Source organism: Comamonas granuli NBRC 101663 (assembly GCF_000739995.1).
Classification (GTDB): domain Bacteria; phylum Pseudomonadota; class Gammaproteobacteria; order Burkholderiales; family Burkholderiaceae_C; genus Simplicispira; species Simplicispira granuli.
Window position 1 is genome coordinate 170334 of the sequence record NZ_BBJX01000009.1, and the last position, 16244, is coordinate 186577.

General features: G+C 69.5%; 13 protein-coding genes and 1 tRNA gene. 5 read left to right on the top strand and 9 right to left on the bottom strand.

Annotation, left to right across the window (positions count from 1 at the left end):
• Positions 1-53 precede the first annotated feature (53 nt).
• Positions 54-1532 (top strand): sensor domain-containing diguanylate cyclase, encoded by a 1479-nt coding sequence (locus tag CGR01S_RS11275; protein ID WP_174435702.1) that lies wholly within the window; start codon positions 54-56, stop codon positions 1530-1532.
• On the opposite strand, the gene CGR01S_RS11280 is transcribed toward CGR01S_RS11275, so the two are convergent.
• The 5 genes from CGR01S_RS11280 to CGR01S_RS11300 all read right to left on the bottom strand — a co-directional run bounded on the left by CGR01S_RS11280 (position 1529) and on the right by CGR01S_RS11300 (position 5871).
• Complete coding sequence (locus tag CGR01S_RS11280; protein WP_042426804.1) at positions 1529-2761, bottom strand: multidrug effflux MFS transporter; 1233 nt, start codon at positions 2759-2761, stop codon at positions 1529-1531. The two genes, CGR01S_RS11275 and CGR01S_RS11280, sit on opposite strands and share 4 nt — an antisense overlap.
• A 131-nt stretch (positions 2762-2892) precedes the next feature.
• Positions 2893-2968 (bottom strand) — tRNA-Lys (locus tag CGR01S_RS11285).
• A gap of 74 nt (positions 2969-3042) precedes the next feature.
• Positions 3043-3912, bottom strand: a complete 870-nt coding sequence (locus CGR01S_RS11290; protein WP_042426806.1) for an NAD(P)-dependent oxidoreductase — start codon at positions 3910-3912, stop codon at positions 3043-3045.
• A gap of 39 nt (positions 3913-3951) precedes the next feature.
• Entirely contained in the window at positions 3952-4929 is a 978-nt protein-coding gene (locus CGR01S_RS11295) for a GMP reductase (RefSeq protein WP_042426809.1), read from the bottom strand.
• 207 nt (positions 4930-5136) lie between these two features.
• A complete protein-coding gene (locus CGR01S_RS11300; protein ID WP_042426810.1) occupies positions 5137-5871 on the bottom strand; it encodes a hypothetical protein in 735 nt (244 codons plus the stop codon).
• A gap of 44 nt (positions 5872-5915) precedes the next feature.
• On the opposite strand from CGR01S_RS11300, the gene CGR01S_RS11305 reads away from it, so the two are divergent.
• The 3 genes from CGR01S_RS11305 to CGR01S_RS11315 all read left to right on the top strand — a co-directional run bounded on the left by CGR01S_RS11305 (position 5916) and on the right by CGR01S_RS11315 (position 11799).
• Positions 5916-8321 carry a UvrD-helicase domain-containing protein gene (locus CGR01S_RS11305; RefSeq protein WP_042426813.1) on the top strand — a complete coding sequence of 802 codons (2406 nt, stop codon included), beginning with the start codon at positions 5916-5918 and terminating at the stop codon, positions 8319-8321.
• Positions 8322-8434: 113 nt separating this feature from the next.
• Positions 8435-9445 carry an FUSC family protein gene (locus CGR01S_RS11310; RefSeq protein ID WP_245616794.1) on the top strand — a complete coding sequence of 337 codons (1011 nt, stop codon included), beginning with the start codon at positions 8435-8437 and terminating at the stop codon, positions 9443-9445.
• 146 nt (positions 9446-9591) lie between these two features.
• Positions 9592-11799 (top strand): PhoX family protein, encoded by a 2208-nt coding sequence (locus CGR01S_RS11315; protein ID WP_042426816.1) that lies wholly within the window; start codon positions 9592-9594, stop codon positions 11797-11799.
• Positions 11800-11902: 103 nt separating this feature from the next.
• On the opposite strand, the gene CGR01S_RS11320 is transcribed toward CGR01S_RS11315, so the two are convergent.
• From CGR01S_RS11320 to CGR01S_RS11335, 4 genes are all read right to left on the bottom strand, one after another.
• On the bottom strand, positions 11903-12688 hold the full coding sequence (locus tag CGR01S_RS11320) for a FecR family protein (RefSeq protein WP_156967557.1): 786 nt from the start codon (positions 12686-12688) through the stop codon (positions 11903-11905).
• Positions 12642-13475, bottom strand: a complete 834-nt coding sequence (locus CGR01S_RS11325) for a BPSS1780 family membrane protein (RefSeq protein ID WP_042426819.1) — start codon at positions 13473-13475, stop codon at positions 12642-12644. The genes CGR01S_RS11320 and CGR01S_RS11325 overlap by 47 nt, the downstream gene beginning before the upstream one ends.
• Positions 13476-13507: 32 nt before the next feature.
• On the bottom strand, positions 13508-14458 hold the full coding sequence (locus CGR01S_RS11330; RefSeq protein ID WP_042426822.1) for a homoserine kinase: 951 nt from the start codon (positions 14456-14458) through the stop codon (positions 13508-13510).
• Positions 14459-14536: 78 nt separating this feature from the next.
• Positions 14537-14890 (bottom strand): hypothetical protein, encoded by a 354-nt coding sequence (locus CGR01S_RS11335; RefSeq protein WP_042426824.1) that lies wholly within the window; start codon positions 14888-14890, stop codon positions 14537-14539.
• 162 nt (positions 14891-15052) lie between these two features.
• Between CGR01S_RS11335 and CGR01S_RS11340 the strand changes: the two genes are divergently transcribed.
• Positions 15053-16244 (top strand): PAS domain-containing protein (locus CGR01S_RS11340; protein WP_156967558.1); only part of this gene is annotated, 1192 nt, incomplete at its 3' end.

Here is a 16244-nt window from a genome sequence, read left to right on the forward strand (position 1 = left end):
CGACACGGAGCCCTCTTCCATCGCACAATCGCGCTGCATGGAGGGCAGGGAACATGGATGCAATGGTTTCGTCGGGTCTGGATTTCGAACACATGTTCGCATTGGCGCCGGTGTCGCTCTGGCTGGAGGATTTCAGCCAGTTGCGGCGTCTGTTCGATGGCTGGCGCGCTGCGGGCGTGAGCGACTTGCGCGCCCATCTGGAGCAGGACCCGGAGCAACTGCACCAGTGCATGGCCAGCCTGCAGGTGCTGCGCGTCAACCAGCGCACCCTGGACCTGTTTGCCGCGGCCAGCCAGGAAGAGCTGCTGCGCAGCCTGGACCAGATCTTTCGCGACGACATGCTGCTGCAGGTGGGCAACGAGTTCGAGGCGCTGTGGTCCGGTGCGCTGGAGTATTCCAACCAGACCGTGAACTACGCCCTGGACGGGCGGCGGCTCGACGTCTTCATCCGCGTGCGCGTGCTGCCCGGGCATGAGGCCACGTGGAGCCGGGTGCTGGTCTCGCTGGAGGATGTGACGCCCCAGATGCGGGCCCAGGCACAGCTTCAGCGCAGCGAACGCTATGCGCGCGGCCTGTTCGAGCATTCGCCGGTATCGCTGTGGGTGGAGGATTTCAGCGTCATCAAGCGCCTCATGGACGAGGTGCGGCGCCAGGGCATCCGCGACTTCAAGACCTTCATCAAGGTGCACCCCGAGTTCGTGGACCGCTGCATGAAGGAGATCCGCGTCATCGACGTGAACCAGCAGACGCTGCACATGTTCGGCGCGCACAGCAAGGCCGAGCTGCTCAACCAGACCGCCCGCGTGTTCCGCGGCGAGATGCACGAGTCCTTTGCCGAGCAATTGCAGGACCTGTGGGATGGCAAGCTGTTCCAGCAGCGCGAGGTCGTCAACTACGCGCTCTCGGGCGAGCCGGTGAACATCCACATGCAGTTCTCCGTCATGGAGGGGCACCAGGATGATTGGTCGCTGGTGCTGCTCTCGCTGGTGGACATCACTGCACGCAAGCAGGCCGAAGCCTACCTCGAATACCTGGGCAAGCACGACGTGCTCACGCAGCTGCGCAACCGGGCCTTCTATGTGGAGGAGCTCAACCGCATCCGCCGCAAGGGGCCCTGGCCGCTGGGCGTGCTGGCCATTGATCTCAACGGCCTCAAGGCCATCAACGACGAGCATGGCCATGCCGCGGGCGATGCCATGCTGCGCCGCGCCGGCGAGGTGCTGGCCAAGGCGGTGGAGGCAGCGCACTGCGCCGCGCGCGTGGGGGGCGATGAGTTCATGGTGCTGCTGCCCGGTGTGGACGAGCGCGGCACCGTGGCGGTGCAGGAGCGCATCCAGTCGCTCGTGGACATGAACAACCAGTTCTACCCCGGCCAGCACCTGAGCCTGGCCATGGGCCGCGCCGTCTGCCAGGCGGGCGAGCATGTCGATGAGGCTCTGCAGCAGGCCGACCAGAACATGTACCAGGAAAAAAAGCGCTACTACGACGAGCACGCCCTGGACCGGCGCCGGCAGTGGCCCGCAGCGGGCTAGTGCACGGCGATGTGCGCCCCGGTCTCCGGCCAGCGGTGGCGCAGCCAGACCCAGGCCACCAGGCCCACGGCCATCATGGCCAGGGACGTGGCGGCCAGCAGGCGCGGCGAGTGCATGACCAGGGGCACGATCAGGCCCGCGACCAGCCCATTGGCCACCGAGCCGATGCAGGCCTGCAGCGATGAGGCCATGCCGCGCCGCTCGGGGTGGAGGTCCAGCACCAGCAGCGTGACCACGGGCACCATCAGTGCCCAGCCGAAGGCAAAGATGCTGATGGGCAGCAGCGCCCAGGACGCATGCGGCGCCAACAGCAGGTTGGCCAGCAGGTTGACCACCGACACCACCAGCATCACGGTAAAGCCCATGCGGATCTGGCGCTCGGGCGCAATGCGCCCCGCCAGGCGCCCGCTGAGCCAGGCGCCGGCCATGATGCCCGAGATGGTGAGCGCGAAGAACCAGAAGAACTGCGTCGGCCCCAGGCCCAGGTGCTGGCCCAGGAAGGCCGGCGCCGCCAGCACGTACAGGAACATGCCGTTGAACGGCACGCCGCTGGCCAGCGCCAGCAGCAGAAAGCGCGGGCTGGATGCCATGTGCGCGTAGCCCTGCAGCAGGTGGCGCATGTGGAAGGGCTGGCGGTGGCTGGTGTGCAGGGTCTCGGGCAGCAGGCGCCAGTTCGCCACCCACAGCACCACCCCCACGCCCGTGAGGAACCAGAAGATGCTGTGCCAGTTGGCATGCACGTACAGCCAGCCGCCGACGATGGGCGCCACGGCAGGCGCCACGCCAAAGTAGATGGTCACCTGGCTCATGACCTTCTGCGCCTGCGAGGGCGGGAACATGTCGCGGATGACCGCGCGCGACACCACGATGCCCGCGCCCGTGGAAAAGCCCTGCAGCGCGCGGAAGAACACGAGCTGCCCGATGTTCTGCGCCAGCGCGCAGCCGGCCGAAGCCAGCGTGAACATGGCCAGGCCCCACAGAATCACCGGGCGGCGCCCGAAGCTGTCGGAGAGCGCGCCATGGAACAGGTTCATGAAGGCAAAGCCGAACAGATAGGCCGACAGCGTCTGCTGCATCTGCACCGGGCTGGCATCCAGCGCCTGGGCGATGCCGGTGAAGGCGGGCAGGTAGGTGTCGATGGAAAACGGCCCGAGCATGCCCAGCACGGCCAGGAGGACGGCCAGTGCCCAGCGCGGACCGCGCCACAGTTGATCGGCTTGCGGATTCATGGTGCAGGTGGAGTGGATGCTCTGCGGTGCAGGGCGAGGGCACCTGCGACAAGCAGGGAGTGTCGCAGGTTCCCGGGCACGGCGCCGGCTCCAAGCAAAAGGGCCTGGCATGCGCCAGGCCCTGAAAAAAGTGGTGGGTCCTGTAGGATTCGAACCTACGACCTACGGATTAAGAGTCCGCTGCTCTACCAACTGAGCTAAGAACCCACTGTGCCTCGCCGTGCTTGGCGAAGACCACAATTATGCACCATTTTTTGGCGGCCGCAAGAAAAAATGTGCATTTATTCCATGGCGTTGCGTCGCGCCAGTTCCACGAACAGGCCGCTGTGGTCCAGCCCGCCCAGGCCATGGGCTTCGCCTGCGGCGTACAGCGACTCGAACAACTGCGTGATGGGGGCGTCGAAGCCGATCTCCTGCGCCGTGGCCAGGGCATTACGCATGTCCTTGAGCTGCACGCTCAGGCGCCCGCGCGGCGCGAAGTCGCGCTCGACCATGCGCTGGCCGTGCAGTTGCAGGATGCGGCTGTCGGCAAAGCCGCCGCTGATGGCCTCGCGTACCTGGGCCATGTCGGCGCCGCCCTTGGCGGCGAGCAGCAGGGCCTCGGCCACGGCGCCGATGGTGATGCCCACGATCATCTGGTTGGCCAGCTTGGTCAGTTGGCCCGCGCCGTGCGGGCCCACGTGCGTGGCGCGGCCCAGGGCGGCGAACAGGGGCAGGGCGCGCTCGAAGTCGCGCGCCTCGCCCCCGGCCATGATGGCCAGCGTGCCCTGCTCGGCGCCCACGGTGCCGCCGGAGACGGGCGCGTCCAGGTGGGCTGTGCCGCGCGCGCCCAGGCGCGCGGCGTGCGCGCGGGCCTCGGCCGGGCGGATGGAGGACATGTCGATCACGAGCTGGCCCGGGCCCAGGGCCTGGGCCGTGCCCAGGCCGAAGAGCACCTCGTCCACCACGGGGCCGTTCTCCAGCATGGTGATGGTGCATTCGGCCGCGGCGGCGGCCTGTGCGGCGCTGGCGTGCACGGTGGCGCCCTCTGCGGCCAGGGGCTCGGCGCGCGCGGCCGTGCGGTTCCAGACATGGACCTCGTGCCCCGCCTGCAGCAGGCGCCGGGCCATGGGCAGGCCCATGAGGCCTATGCCCAGTACGGCTACTTTCATGGGTTCTCCTTGCGGCTGCCGGGCAGGGCCGGCCGGCGCTTACATCAGCAAATGTTCGCCCGCATTGTCGCCGCCCAGGATCACGTAGTTCACCTTGCGGATGTCCATGAGCTTGGTGCCGCCCGCGTAGCTGATGGAGCTTTGCACGTCCTGCTCCATCTCGACCAGGGTGTCGGCGAGCTTGCCCTTGACGGGTTCGAGGATGCGCTTGCCCTCCACGTGCCGGTACTCGCCCTTGTTGAAGTCGCTGGCCGAGCCGTAGTACTCCTTGAAGAGCTCGCCGTCGACTTCCACCGTGCGGCCGGGCGATTCCTCGTGGCCGGCGAACAGCGAGCCGATCATCACCATGGTGGCGCCGAAGCGGATGCTCTTGGCGATGTCGCCGTGGCTGCGGATGCCGCCGTCGGCAATGATGGGCTTGGTGGCCACGCGCGCGCACCACTTCAGGGCCGAGAGCTGCCAGCCGCCCGTGCCGAAGCCCGTCTTGAGCTTGGTGATGCACACCTTGCCCGGGCCCACGCCCACCTTGGTGGCGTCGGCGCCCCAGTTCTCCAGGTCGATCACGGCCTCGGGCGTGGCCACGTTGCCCGCGATCACGAAGGCCGCGGGCAGGTGCTGCTTGAGGTAGGCGATCATGGCCTTGACGCTGTCGGCGTGGCCGTGGGCGATGTCGATGGTGATGTACTCGGGCACCAGGCCCTCGGCCTTGAGCCGGTCCACCGTGGCGTAGTCCTGCGGCTTGATGCCCAGGGAGATCGAGGCGTAGCAGCCCTGGGCCTGCATGCTGCGCACGAACTGCACGTTGTCCAGGTCGAAGCGGTGCATCACGTAGAAGTAGCCGTTCTGCGCCATCCAGGTGCAGATGGCCTCGTCCACCACCGTCTTCATGTTCGCGGGCACCACCGGCAGGCGAAAGCGCCGCGGGCCGAACTGCACGCTGGCGTCGCATTCCGAGCGGCTGTCCACGCGGCACTTGCGCGGCAGCAGCAGGATGTTGTCGTAGTCGAAGATTTCCATGAGATTCCAAGCTCCTGTGAAAGGTCGCCGCCAAAGGATTTTGGGCGGCGCGGGGCGCTTGGCCTGAAGACCGGCTTCGTGGGTGCGGGCGTGGCAGCCGGCACCGGACCCCGCAGTGCGCGGGCACAAAAAACCGGGCGTCAAGAAACTTGGGCCCGGTGACTGATTGTACCTGCCTTGCCGCGCGCGTGTGCCGGGTGTGCCGCTTCAGGGTGTGGCCGCGCACACGGACCGGGCGGCGGCGAGCACTTCGCCGGAGTCGGCCTCCATCCAGGCCAGCAACTGCAGGCGCTGCACCTGGGTGCCTTCGGGCAGGTACATGGGAACGATCTGCTGCCAGACTGCCGGTTGCTTCTCTTTTGATAGCTGCTCGCGCTCTCCCATCAAGCGTGAGAAGGTGTTTCTGACCACAAAACGGGCCACCGGGCTGCCTTCGCTGCCCGCGGGCAGGGCCTCGGCCAGCACCAGCCACAGCGTCGTGCCCCTGGCAGGGGCGCGCACGCGCACGCTGGCGCCCACATAGTCGTTCACCGCCGGCCCCAGGGCCAGGCGCAGGGCGGGGCGCGGACCGCGCGGCGCGCGCACGGGGGCGGTGTGCACGTCGCTCGTGGCCGGCACGGCGCGCCCCAGCGCCTGCAGGCGCTCGAGCGCGTCGCGCCGGGCGGCGGCGGACAGCGGGGCCTCCTCGCCGGCGGCGCCGGGCACGATCCAGTCGAGCAGCAGGGCCGCGGCGCCGGGGGCCGGCGTGTGCGGGTCGCGCCAGCAGTCCGCGCAGTCCGCGCTGATGAAGCGCTCGAACAGGGCCGGCGGGGGCAGCGCTGCGTCGCTGGTGCAGGCGCTCATCTGCGCAGCGGCGGTGCCGGCCGCCCAGGCCAGCACTGCGGCGGCCAGCGGGCGGAGGGCGTGCCGGAAAACGGCCGATGGCGCCGGGAAGGTCTTCATGGTCGTGCTCCTGTGCTGCGCGGGGGGCTTTCTACAATGCTCCCATGTTCCCACAAGATCCGTTGACCGGCACGCCCGTGCCGGCCCCACCGCCGCTGCTGTCCCACCTCAACCCGGAGCAGTTGGCCGCCATCACCCTGCCGGCCGGGCACGCGCTCATCCTGGCGGGCGCAGGCTCGGGCAAGACGCGCGTGCTCACCACGCGCATTGCCTGGCTGCTCTCGACCGGCCAGGCCACGCCGGGCGGCATCCTGGCCGTGACGTTCACCAACAAGGCCGCGCGCGAGATGGTCGCGCGCCTCACGGCCATGCTGCCCGTCAACGTGCGCGGCATGTGGATAGGCACCTTCCACGGCCTGTGCAACCGCCTGCTGCGCGCGCACCACCAGGCGGCGGGTCTGCCGCAGGCCTTCCAGATCCTGGACACGCAGGACCAGCTCTCGGCCGTCAAGCGCCTGTGCAAGCAGTTCAATGTGGACGAGGAGCGCTTCCCGCCCAAGCAGTTGCAGTACTTCATCGCCGGGTGCAAGGAAGAGGGCCTGCGCCCGCGCGACGTGCCCGTCCACGACAGCGACAGCCGCAAGAAAGTCGAGCTCTACGAGCTCTACGAGGCGCAATGCCAGCGCGAGGGCGTGGTCGATTTCGGCGAACTGATGCTGCGCTCCTACGAGCTGCTGCGCGACAACGACGCCATCCGCGCGCACTACCAGCGGCGCTTTCGCCACATCCTGGTCGACGAGTTCCAGGACACCAACCGCCTGCAGTACCTCTGGCTCAAGCAGATGGCGGGCGACGAGGTGGACGGCCGCCTGCAGACGCATGCCAGCGTCATGGCCGTGGGCGACGACGACCAGAGCATCTACGCCTTCCGCGGCGCGCGCGTGGGCAATATGCAGGACTTCGTGCGCGAGTTTGCCGTGGAGCAGCAGATCAAGCTGGAGCAGAACTACCGCAGCCACGGCAACATCCTGGATGCGGCCAACCACCTGATTGCGCACAACCGCTCGCGCCTGGGCAAGAACCTGCGCACGGCGCAGGGCGCGGGCGAGCCCGTGCGCGTCTACGAGGCCGTGAGCGACTTTGCCGAGGCGCAGTGGATGCTCGATGAGATCCGCCAGCTCGTGAAGAGCGACGGCCTGCCGCGCCGCGAAATTGCCATCCTCTACCGCAGCAATGCGCAAAGCCGCGTCATCGAATCGGCGCTGTTCAACGCCAGCATTCCCTACCGCGTGTACGGCGGGCTGCGCTTCTTCGAGCGCGCCGAAATCAAGCACGCCCTGGCCTACCTGCGCCTGCTGGAGAACCCGCACGACGACACCAGCTTTTTGCGCGTGGTCAACTTCCCGCCGCGCGGCATCGGCGCGCGCACGCTCGAGCACCTGCAGGACGCTGCGCGCCAGGCGGGCTGTTCGCTGCACGACGCCGTCACCACCGTGCCGGGCAAGGCCGGGGCCAACCTGGGCGCATTCGTCGCGCTCGTCGACGTGCTGCGCGAGCGCACGCAGGGCCAGAGCCTGCGCGGCATCATCGAGCACATGCTGGACGACAGCGGCCTGCTGGCGCACTACCGCGCCGACAAGGACGGCGCCGACCGCATCGAGAACCTGCAGGAGCTGATCAACGCTGCCGAGAGCTTCGTCACCCAGGAGGGCTTTGGCCGCGATGCCGTGGCCCTGCCGCTCGATGAGCACGGCACGCCGCTCACGCAAAGCCCCGTGAGCCAGGGGCTGGAGCCCGATGCGCCCGCGCCGGCCGCGCCCGGCATCCTGGACGCGGACACGGGCGAGACGCTCTCGCCCCTGGCGGCCTTCCTCACGCACGCCGCGCTCGAAGCGGGCGACAACCAGGCCGAGGCCGGGCAGGACGCCGTGCAGCTCATGACCGTGCACGCCAGCAAGGGCCTGGAGTTCGATGCCGTGTTCATCGCCGGCCTGGAAGAGGGCCTGTTCCCGCACGAGAACGCCATGAGCGACCACGGCGGCCTGGAAGAGGAGCGCCGCCTGATGTACGTGGCCATCACGCGCGCGCGCCAGCGCCTGTACCTGAGCCACGCGCAGACGCGCCTGCTGCACGGCCAGACGCGCTACAACATCCGCAGCCGCTTTTTCGACGAACTGCCCGAGCAAACCCTCAAGTGGATCACACCCCGGCAGCAGGGATTTGGGACGTATGCTCCTGATTCAGGAGCTGGTGGCGCTTACCAGAAGGGCGCCAGAGGCACTTTTGGCTTCAAATCCGAAACCTTCGCCAGCCCGCCCGTGCCGGTGCAGAAAGCACCGCCCGCGCACGGCCTGCGCGTGGGCCTGGGCGTGTTCCACACCAAGTTCGGCGAAGGCAAGGTGCTGGCCATCGAGGGCCAGGGCGACGACGCGCGCGCCCAGGTCAGCTTTCCGCGCCACGGCACCAAGTGGCTGGCGCTGTCGGTGGCCAAGCTGACGGTGGTGGAGTAGTGCCGCCGCGGCGGAGCGCGGCACCGCCGGCCCTGCGGCCGACGCGCAAGCATGCGACGCGGCACCTGCTGAGTCCGGCGCAGTGGCGGGAGAGCCTGGCCATCGCTCCGCTGGTGTCCCTGCGCATCGCCTGCGTGGCGGGCCTGCAGTCGGCGCTGGCGGTGCTGGTCGCCATCGTGGTGGCGCATTTTTCGCCCTGGCCGCACTTGGTGGGCTTTCCGGCCCTGGGGGCGCTGGCCGCGCTGTTCGGGCGTTTCGCGCCGCTGGGGCGCGAGCGCATGCGCATTGTGGCCCTCTGCGCCGCGCTGCTCACGCTGGCGGTGCTCCTGCCGTCGCTGGCGTCGCTGCTCGGGGCGTCCCCGGTGGTGCTGGTGCTCGTGCTCGCCCTGGTGGCCGGGGGCTCGACCATGGCGGTGGCGCGCTGGCAGTTGGGCGGACCCGGGGCGGTGATCATCGTGTTCGCGGCCGGGGCTGCGCTCGCGCCGGCGCAGGCGCCGGAGACCGTGCTCCTGCGCACGCTGGCCACGGCCGCAGGCGGTGCCCTGGCCTGGGGCACCTGCTGGCTCACCGACCCGCTGCGCGCGCCCGGCCTGGCCGGCCTGCGCCTGCCGCCGGCCCATGTGCCGCCGCTCAGCCACCAGGCGATCGCGGGCGCCCGCATCGCCGCAGTGGCGGGCCTGGCGGCGCTGATCGCCCACGCCGCCGGCTGGCAGCACCCGGCCTGGGCCGCCATCGGCGCCACGGCCGTGATGCAGGGCGGGCACCTGCATGTCACCATGAACCGCGCGCTGCAGCGCATGGCGGGCACGGTGGTGGGGGCCTTCGTGGTCTGGGCCCTGCTGGCGCAGCACCCGCCGTTCTGGGCGGTGGTGGCGGCCATCGTGCTGTTCCAGTTCCTCACCGAGGTGGTGATCGGCTTCAACTACGCGCTGGGCCAGATCACGGTGACGCCGATGGCCTTGCTGATGACCTCCCTGGCCTCGCCCGCGGTCGGCAGCGGCATGCCGGTCGAGCGCGTGCTCGACACCATCCTGGGCGCGGCCCTGGGCATCGTGGCGGCCGTGGTCTTCTCCAGCGTGGATGACCGGGTGCACCTGCATGCGCACCGCAGCCAGGGGCGCTGAAGTCGTCCTTTCTTGCGCTGCCAGGCTCAGGCCGCGGCGGCGAGGCGATCGGGGTGTCTTGTTGGCGTCATGCAAGCTTCACGGCGCCGTCATGGTCGCTTCCTACGCTCAAGGGGTTTGCAACCACAACCCCACCGAGGAACCCCATGACCCATCGCGGCGATCCCACGCAGGCCACCAACTTCAACGACGAAAACTCCAACACCTGTGCCAACCCCACCTTCGAGGCCGTGCTGGGTGCGCGCCTCTCGCGCCGGGGCCTGCTGCGCGGCAGCGTGGGCAGCGTGGGCACGGCCATGCTGGCCGGCTTTGGCGTGAGCGCCTGCGGCGGCGGCGACGACCCGTTGGCGCCCGCTGAAAAGCTGCTGGGCTTTGCCGCCGTGCCCAAGAGCCTGGCCGACGTGGTGAGCGTGCCCGCAGGCTACACCGCCAGCGTGCTCTATGCGCTGGGCGACCCGATCATCGCGGGCACGCCGGCCTACAAGAACGACGGCACCGACACCGACTTCGACCAGCGCGGCGGCGACCACCACGACGGCATGGAGTGGTTCGGCCTGGGCGCCGACGGCAAGCGCAACGACAGCGCCACCGAGCGCGGCCTGCTGACCATCAACCACGAGGCCACCACCGACGAGAAGCTCTCGTCCTTCTTCATCCATGCCAATGGCGGTACCTCCACGCTGCCCCGCCCGGCATCCGAAGTGGACAAGGAAGTGGCCCTGCACGGCATCGCCGTGATCGAGGTGACCAAGACGGCCGGCAAGTGGGGCTATGTGCCCGGATCGGCGCTGAACTTCCGCCTCACGCCGCTCAGCCCCATCGAGATCGCCGGCCCGGCGCGCGGCCATGCGCAGATGGTCACCAAGTACTCGCCCACCGGCACCATGACGCGCGGCACGCTGAACAATTGCGGCACCGGCAAGACGCCCTGGGGCACCTTCCTGACCGGCGAGGAAAACTGGTTCGGCTATTTCACGCGCGGCGCCGCCGACGATGCCGCGCGCGGCAACGACAAGAGCGTGACCGCGCTCAAGCGCTACGGCCGCAACCAGGGCGCCGCCTCGCGCCACGGCTGGGAGAGCGGCGGCACGGCCGACCAGTACGTCCGCTGGAACAACAGCAAGACCGGCGCCTCGGCGGACGGCAGCGACGACTACCGCAACGAGATGAACGGCATGGGCTACATCGTCGAGATCGACGCCTACGACAAGACCCGCACGGCCAAGAAGCGCACCGCGCTGGGCCGCTTCGCCCACGAGAGCGCGGCCTTCGGCAAGGTCGAGGTTGGCAAGCCGCTCACCGTCTACATGGGCGATGACTCGCGCGGCGAGTACATCTACAAGTTCGTTTCCACCGCGCTGTGGAGCGCGGCGGACGCCAATGCCGCCGACCGCCTGGCCGTGGGCGACAAGTACCTCGACAGCGGCACGCTCTACGTCGCCAAGTTCAACGCCGACGGCACGGGCCAGTGGGTGGAACTGTCCATGGCCAACGCCACCATCGCCGGCTACGCCGCCTACAAGTTCAGCGACGCGGGCGACATCGCCATCAACACCCGCCTGGCCGCCGACGCTGTGGGCGCCACCAAGATGGACCGCCCCGAGTGGAACGCCGTGAACCCCGCCAACGGCGAGATCTACTTCACGCTCACCAACAACAGCAACCGCAGCATCGACCCCGCCAGCGGCCAGTACCTGCCCGACGCCGCCAACCCGCGTGCCTACACCGACATGAAGGGCGCCACCAAGCAGAACGGCAACCCCAACGGCCACCTCGTGCGCATGAAGGAAGGCGCGGGCCAGGCCTTCACCTGGGACGTGTACCTGTTCGGCGCCGAGGCCGATGCGGACAAGGGCATGGTGAACATCTCGGCGCTGACGGCCGAGCAGGACTTCTCCAGCCCCGATGGCCTGGTGTTCAGCAAGGCCACCGGTATCTGCTGGATCCAGACCGACGACGGCGCCTTCACCGATGTCTCCAACTGCATGATGCTCGCCGCTCTGCCCGGCAGCGTGGGCGACGGCGGCAAGAAGACGCTGAGCTACACCAAGGCCGACGGCAGCAAGCTCGACGTGGCCACCTACGTCGGCAAGGCCGCCACGCCCGATACGCTCAAGCGCTTCCTGGTGGGCCCCAAGGGTTGCGAGATCACCGGCCTGGCCGAGACGCCCGACGGCAAGGCCATCTTCGTGAACATCCAGCACCCCGGCGAATCGACCAAGATGGCCGACATCGCCGACCCCGCCAAGTACCAGAGCCAGTGGCCCGCCAACGCCGGCTACGGCGCGGGCAAGCGCCCGCGCTCGGCCACCATCGTCATCACCAAGAACGACGGCGGCCGCATCGGAAGCTGACGGACGACCCCTTGAGCGACTGCGCCGCTTCGCCTTTCTCCCGCATGGCAGCGCCATGCGGGAAGGGGGAGGCCGCCAGCGCGGCGGGGCGGCCCGTGAACCGCTAGTTGTAGATATCGTGCCCGGAGGGCGGCTGTGGCGCCGGCACCGGGCGTTTGTCGTACTGCCGGCCGCGCCCGTCCTTGGGGCCCTTCATGCCGCTGATCTGCCAGGCCGTGCGCTCTTGCACCAGCGCCGCGAGCATTTCCATCTCTTCGTCCGTGTGGTTGATGGCCGCGGCGGGCCGCAGGCTGCGCCCCTGGCGCGGGCTGGCCTCGGCCCAGAAGGACTGGTGATAGCGCGACTCGCTCAGCACGCGCTCGCCGCCGGCAGCGAGCTCCACCGTGCCATAGCAGTTGCAGAAGTAGCTGCGCCAGTCCTCCTCGGGAAAAACCTCGGCGTACACGCCCGTGCCGCGTATGCCGGCTGTCAGCGTCGGCGTGATGACCTGGCGGTCCGTGCCCCGGCGCCACACGCTGGCCACCGCGCCGGTGAGCAGGCGCAGCACGCGCACGGCCCCGGGGGCGTCGCCCTGCAGCTCCAGGCGCGTGTTCTCGCGCACGAGGTAGGCGCTGTCGCCCACGGTGAACACGGCGCTGGAGCCCGGGCCGGTGTCTATGCGGTCGCCTGCGGCCACGCTGGCCTGGGGTGGCAGCGGCTGGCCGTTGCGCAGCACGTCGCCGCGCAGTTGCACCACGCGGCCCGCGGCGGGCTGTTGTGCCCAGGCGGCGTGCCACCCGGGCAGCAGGGGGCCGGCCAGGGCCGCCTGGACCAGGCGGCGGCGCGCGCGGGCGTCGTCGGCCTCAGGTGCCCGTGCCGGGTCCGCCAGGGGGGACAGGGGTTTCTGCATCGCTGGGCCTTTCTGCCGCCTGCTCGGGCGGCTCGAAGCAGTCGCGGAAGGTGAACACGATGGAGCCGAACAGCATGGTCGCCATCACCATGGCCAGCCCCAGCATGATGCCGCCCAGGGCGCCGGCGCCACCCAGCAGGGTGGCGAGCAGGCTCACCAGCAGCCCGCCGAAGGCGAACACCGCCATCCAGCCCAGGCCGTAGACCACAAAGGCGCCCAGGTTGCGCGTGCAGGCCACGATGCTGAAGAACAGGCTCTTGACCGGCGGCACCCCGTGCCAATGCACCAGCCCCGGCGCGTGCCAGAACAGCAGCGACAGTGGCAGGTACAGCAGCATGGACACCCACATCGCGGCCTGGAAGTCCCCATCGTCCACCAGCTCGGGCGTGAGGGCCGCGCGCCCCAGGTACACCTGGGCGAACGCACCGCCGTCGATGAGCGCGGACACGCCGATCACCAGCAGAAAGCCCGCCGCATAGAGCAGCCCGAGCTGCAGCATGTGGCGCATGCGCTGGCGCCCGGTGCGAAAGGCCGCCAGCAGCACCTCGGGCGTGGGAAAGCGCCCCTGCATGGCCTCGGCCGAGGCCACCATCATCGCCAGCGTGACCGAGGGCAGCAGCACCAGGGCGAGCACCGGGCCGATGAAGGGAAACAGCGAGGCCAGCGACATGGCCGCCATGGCCATGAAGAACAGCGCCGCCATGGCCAGCGGCTGGCGGCGAAAGACGGAGATGCCGCCCCGCACCCAGGCAATGCCGGTGCGGGCGGGAACGATGCGCAGTTTCATGCGGGCATGGTAAGGCGGGGTGGGGGCGCTGGTCAGAGCACCACGGGGTGTTGCACGCGCTGGCGCAGCACGCGCTCGAAATGGGTAGGGTCGTGGGCCTTGAGCATGGCGGCCTCGCGCGGCAGATAGAAGTCCCACAGCCGCGAGATCCAGAAGCGCAGCGCGCCGGCGCGCGCCATGGCGGGCAGCAGTTCGCGCTCGGCTGCGGTGAGGGGGCGCACGGCCTGGTAGGCGCCGAGCATGGCGGCGGCGCGCGCGGCGTCATGCACGCCCGTGGGCAGGTCCACGCACCAGTCGTTCAGGCACACGGCCAGGTCGAACAGGAAAGTGTCCACGCCGGCGAAATAGAAATCGAAGAAGCCCGTGAGCTGCTCGCCCTCGAACATCACGTTGTCCCGGAACAGATCGGCGTGGATGGGGCCGCGCGGCAGGGCGGCGTAGGCGCTGCCGGCGGCCACGTGGTTCTGGTAGGCGAGCTCGGCGCGCAGCAGCGCCGCCTGCTCGGGCCCCAGGTGCGGCAGCACCACGGGCACGGTCTCGTTCCACCAGGGCAGGCCGCGCAGGTTGGGCTGCTGGCGCTCGTAATCGCGCCCGGCCAGGTGCATGCGCGCCAGCATGTCGCCCACGGCGGCGCAGTGCACGGCGCCCGGCGCGAGCTGGCTGCGTCCGGCCAGACGGTTGACCACGGCGGCCGGCTTGCCGCACACGGTGTGCAGGATGTCGCCGGCCGCGTTGGCGCGCGGGTCGGGCACGGGGATGCCCTTGTGCGCCAGGTGCTTCATCAGGTGCAGGTAGAAGGGCAACTGCGCGTGCGACAGGCGCTCGAACAGCGTGAGCACGAACTCGCCCGCGTCGCAGGTGACGAAGTAGTTGGTGTTCTCTATGCCGCCCTCGATGCCGCGCAGCGCGTGCAGCGCGCCCAGTTGCAGCGCCTGCAGCAGCGCGCTGGCTTCAGTGTCGGACACGGGGGTGAAAACGGCCATGGGTCGGAACAGGAGGAGGGGGGCAGGCAGGGCAGGGCGCGGCGGCCGCTGCGGACGGTAGGCGCCGGGGCGTGCGGGTCAGAACTTCTTGAGGTTCCACACCCGCGCGCCCGTGGTGGCTTCGGCGCCGCTGCGCGCGCGGTTGCGCACGCCATCGGCGGGCTGCACCTCGTACTCGGGCAGCACGCCCACCTTGGGTTGCACGGTGATGCTCTGCGTCTGCCCGCCCACGCGCAGCTCGTCGATGCGGCTGCCGCCGTCTTCCACGCGGATGCGCTCGGTGCGCTGGTTCAGGCGGCCGGCGGATTGCTCTTGGTTTGATAGCTGCTCGCGCTCTTGGGCTGTGCCCTGGGGGCTTGTTTGGCTCGAATTCTGTGCCCAGGCAGGGGCGCCCGCCAAGGCCAGCAGCAAAAGGGTGGGAAGGGCACGCATGACGCAATTGTAGGCTTCTAGGGTTCGCGCCGATGCCCGCAGGCGTGCCGCTGCGCTACATTGGGCTTGGGGTGCGCGGTGCGGTGCGGCGCGTACCCCGGCGTCGTTCGATAGGCCTGCATCCCTTGGGGCGTGCCTTTTGTCCTTGTTGCTGCCTCCCTCATGACCGGTCTGTTCACTCCCCCGGAAACCCTTGCCTGCCTGCAGGAGCGCCTGCAGGAGGCCGAGGCGCGCCTGCAGTCCCTGGGGCGCAACCTGCCCGGCAGCGTGCTCTTCCAGAGCGTGCGCGAGGCCGACGGCAGCCGGCGCTTTGCCTTCATGGGCGAGGGCATAGAGCGTATTGCGGGCGTGGATGCGGCCGAACTGCTGGCAGATTTCACGGTGTTCTACCGCATGATCGACGCGGAGGACTTTCCGGCCTACAAGGGCGCCGTGAACCATTCCTATGAATCCCTGGAGACGGTGCAGGTGCAGTTCCGCATCCACCGGCCCGATGGCGAGATCCGCTGGATCCGCATGGGCGCTACGCCGCGCGCCCTGGGCCATGGGCGCGTGGCCTGGGACGGGCTGCTGACCGACGTCACCGGCCAGGTGCGTGCCGAGGCCGCCACGCGCGCCTACGAGACCCAGCTGGCCGGGGTGCTGCGCCACCTGCCCGGCGCCGTGGCGCGGCTGGGCCTGGATCTGCAAGTGCTCTACGTCAATTCCACCCAGGCCCAGTGGGTGGATGCCGAGGCCGATACGCTCATCGGCAAGCGCGTGCCCGAGGTGATCTCGGCGCAACTGATGGAGCGCATGACGCCGTACTTCGAGCGCGCCGTGCGCGGCGAGACGGTGGTGTTCGTCAACCGCATCGACCGCCCCGATGGCGAGGTGCGCTACCGCCACACCACCCTGGTGCCCGAGCGCACGGCCGACGGCGCGATCGGCTCCATCGTGCTCTTCGCCTACGACTTGACCGAACTCAAGAACGCGCAAAGCGAGCTCCAGCGGCAAAAGGCCTTGCTCACCAGCCTGCTCAAAGCCATGCCCGACATGGTCTACCTCAAGGATACGCAGGGCGTCTACCAGGCCTGCAACCCGGTGTTCGAGCGCTTCATGGGCCGCAGCGAGCGCGAGATCCTCGGCCGCACCGACGCCGAGCTCCTGGCGCCGGCGGCGGCCGCGCATTTCAGCCGCCACGACCGGCACGCCATGCAAGCCTGGCAGCCCCTGGCGGTGGAGGACACGCTGGTCTTTGCCGAAGACGGCTACGAGGGCCAGTTCGAGACCATTCTCTCGCCTATCCGCGATGTGCAGGGCCGCACCACCGGGGTGCTGGGCGTCTCGCGCGACATCACCGACCGCAAGCAAG

What these genes read in the sequence shown, in the direction of transcription:
- CGR01S_RS11280 (WP_042426804.1), bottom strand. Translation starts at nt 2,761, where the DNA reads ATGAATCCGCAAGCCGATCAACTGTGGCGCGGTCCGCGCTGGGCACTG.
- CGR01S_RS11300 (WP_042426810.1), bottom strand. Translation starts at nt 5,871, where the DNA reads ATGAAGACCTTCCCGGCGCCATCGGCCGTTTTCCGGCACGCCCTCCGC.
- CGR01S_RS11305 (WP_042426813.1), top strand. Translation starts at nt 5,916, where the DNA reads ATGTTCCCACAAGATCCGTTGACCGGCACGCCCGTGCCGGCCCCACCG.
- CGR01S_RS11290 (WP_042426806.1), bottom strand. Translation starts at nt 3,912, where the DNA reads ATGAAAGTAGCCGTACTGGGCATAGGCCTCATGGGCCTGCCCATGGCC.
- CGR01S_RS11335 (WP_042426824.1), bottom strand. Translation starts at nt 14,890, where the DNA reads ATGCGTGCCCTTCCCACCCTTTTGCTGCTGGCCTTGGCGGGCGCCCCT.
- CGR01S_RS11275 (WP_174435702.1), top strand. Translation starts at nt 54, where the DNA reads ATGGATGCAATGGTTTCGTCGGGTCTGGATTTCGAACACATGTTCGCA.
- CGR01S_RS11320 (WP_156967557.1), bottom strand. Translation starts at nt 12,688, where the DNA reads ATGCAGAAACCCCTGTCCCCCCTGGCGGACCCGGCACGGGCACCTGAG.
- CGR01S_RS11295 (WP_042426809.1), bottom strand. Translation starts at nt 4,929, where the DNA reads ATGGAAATCTTCGACTACGACAACATCCTGCTGCTGCCGCGCAAGTGC.
- CGR01S_RS11325 (WP_042426819.1), bottom strand. Translation starts at nt 13,475, where the DNA reads ATGAAACTGCGCATCGTTCCCGCCCGCACCGGCATTGCCTGGGTGCGG.
- CGR01S_RS11315 (WP_042426816.1), top strand. Translation starts at nt 9,592, where the DNA reads ATGACCCATCGCGGCGATCCCACGCAGGCCACCAACTTCAACGACGAA.
- CGR01S_RS11330 (WP_042426822.1), bottom strand. Translation starts at nt 14,458, where the DNA reads ATGGCCGTTTTCACCCCCGTGTCCGACACTGAAGCCAGCGCGCTGCTG.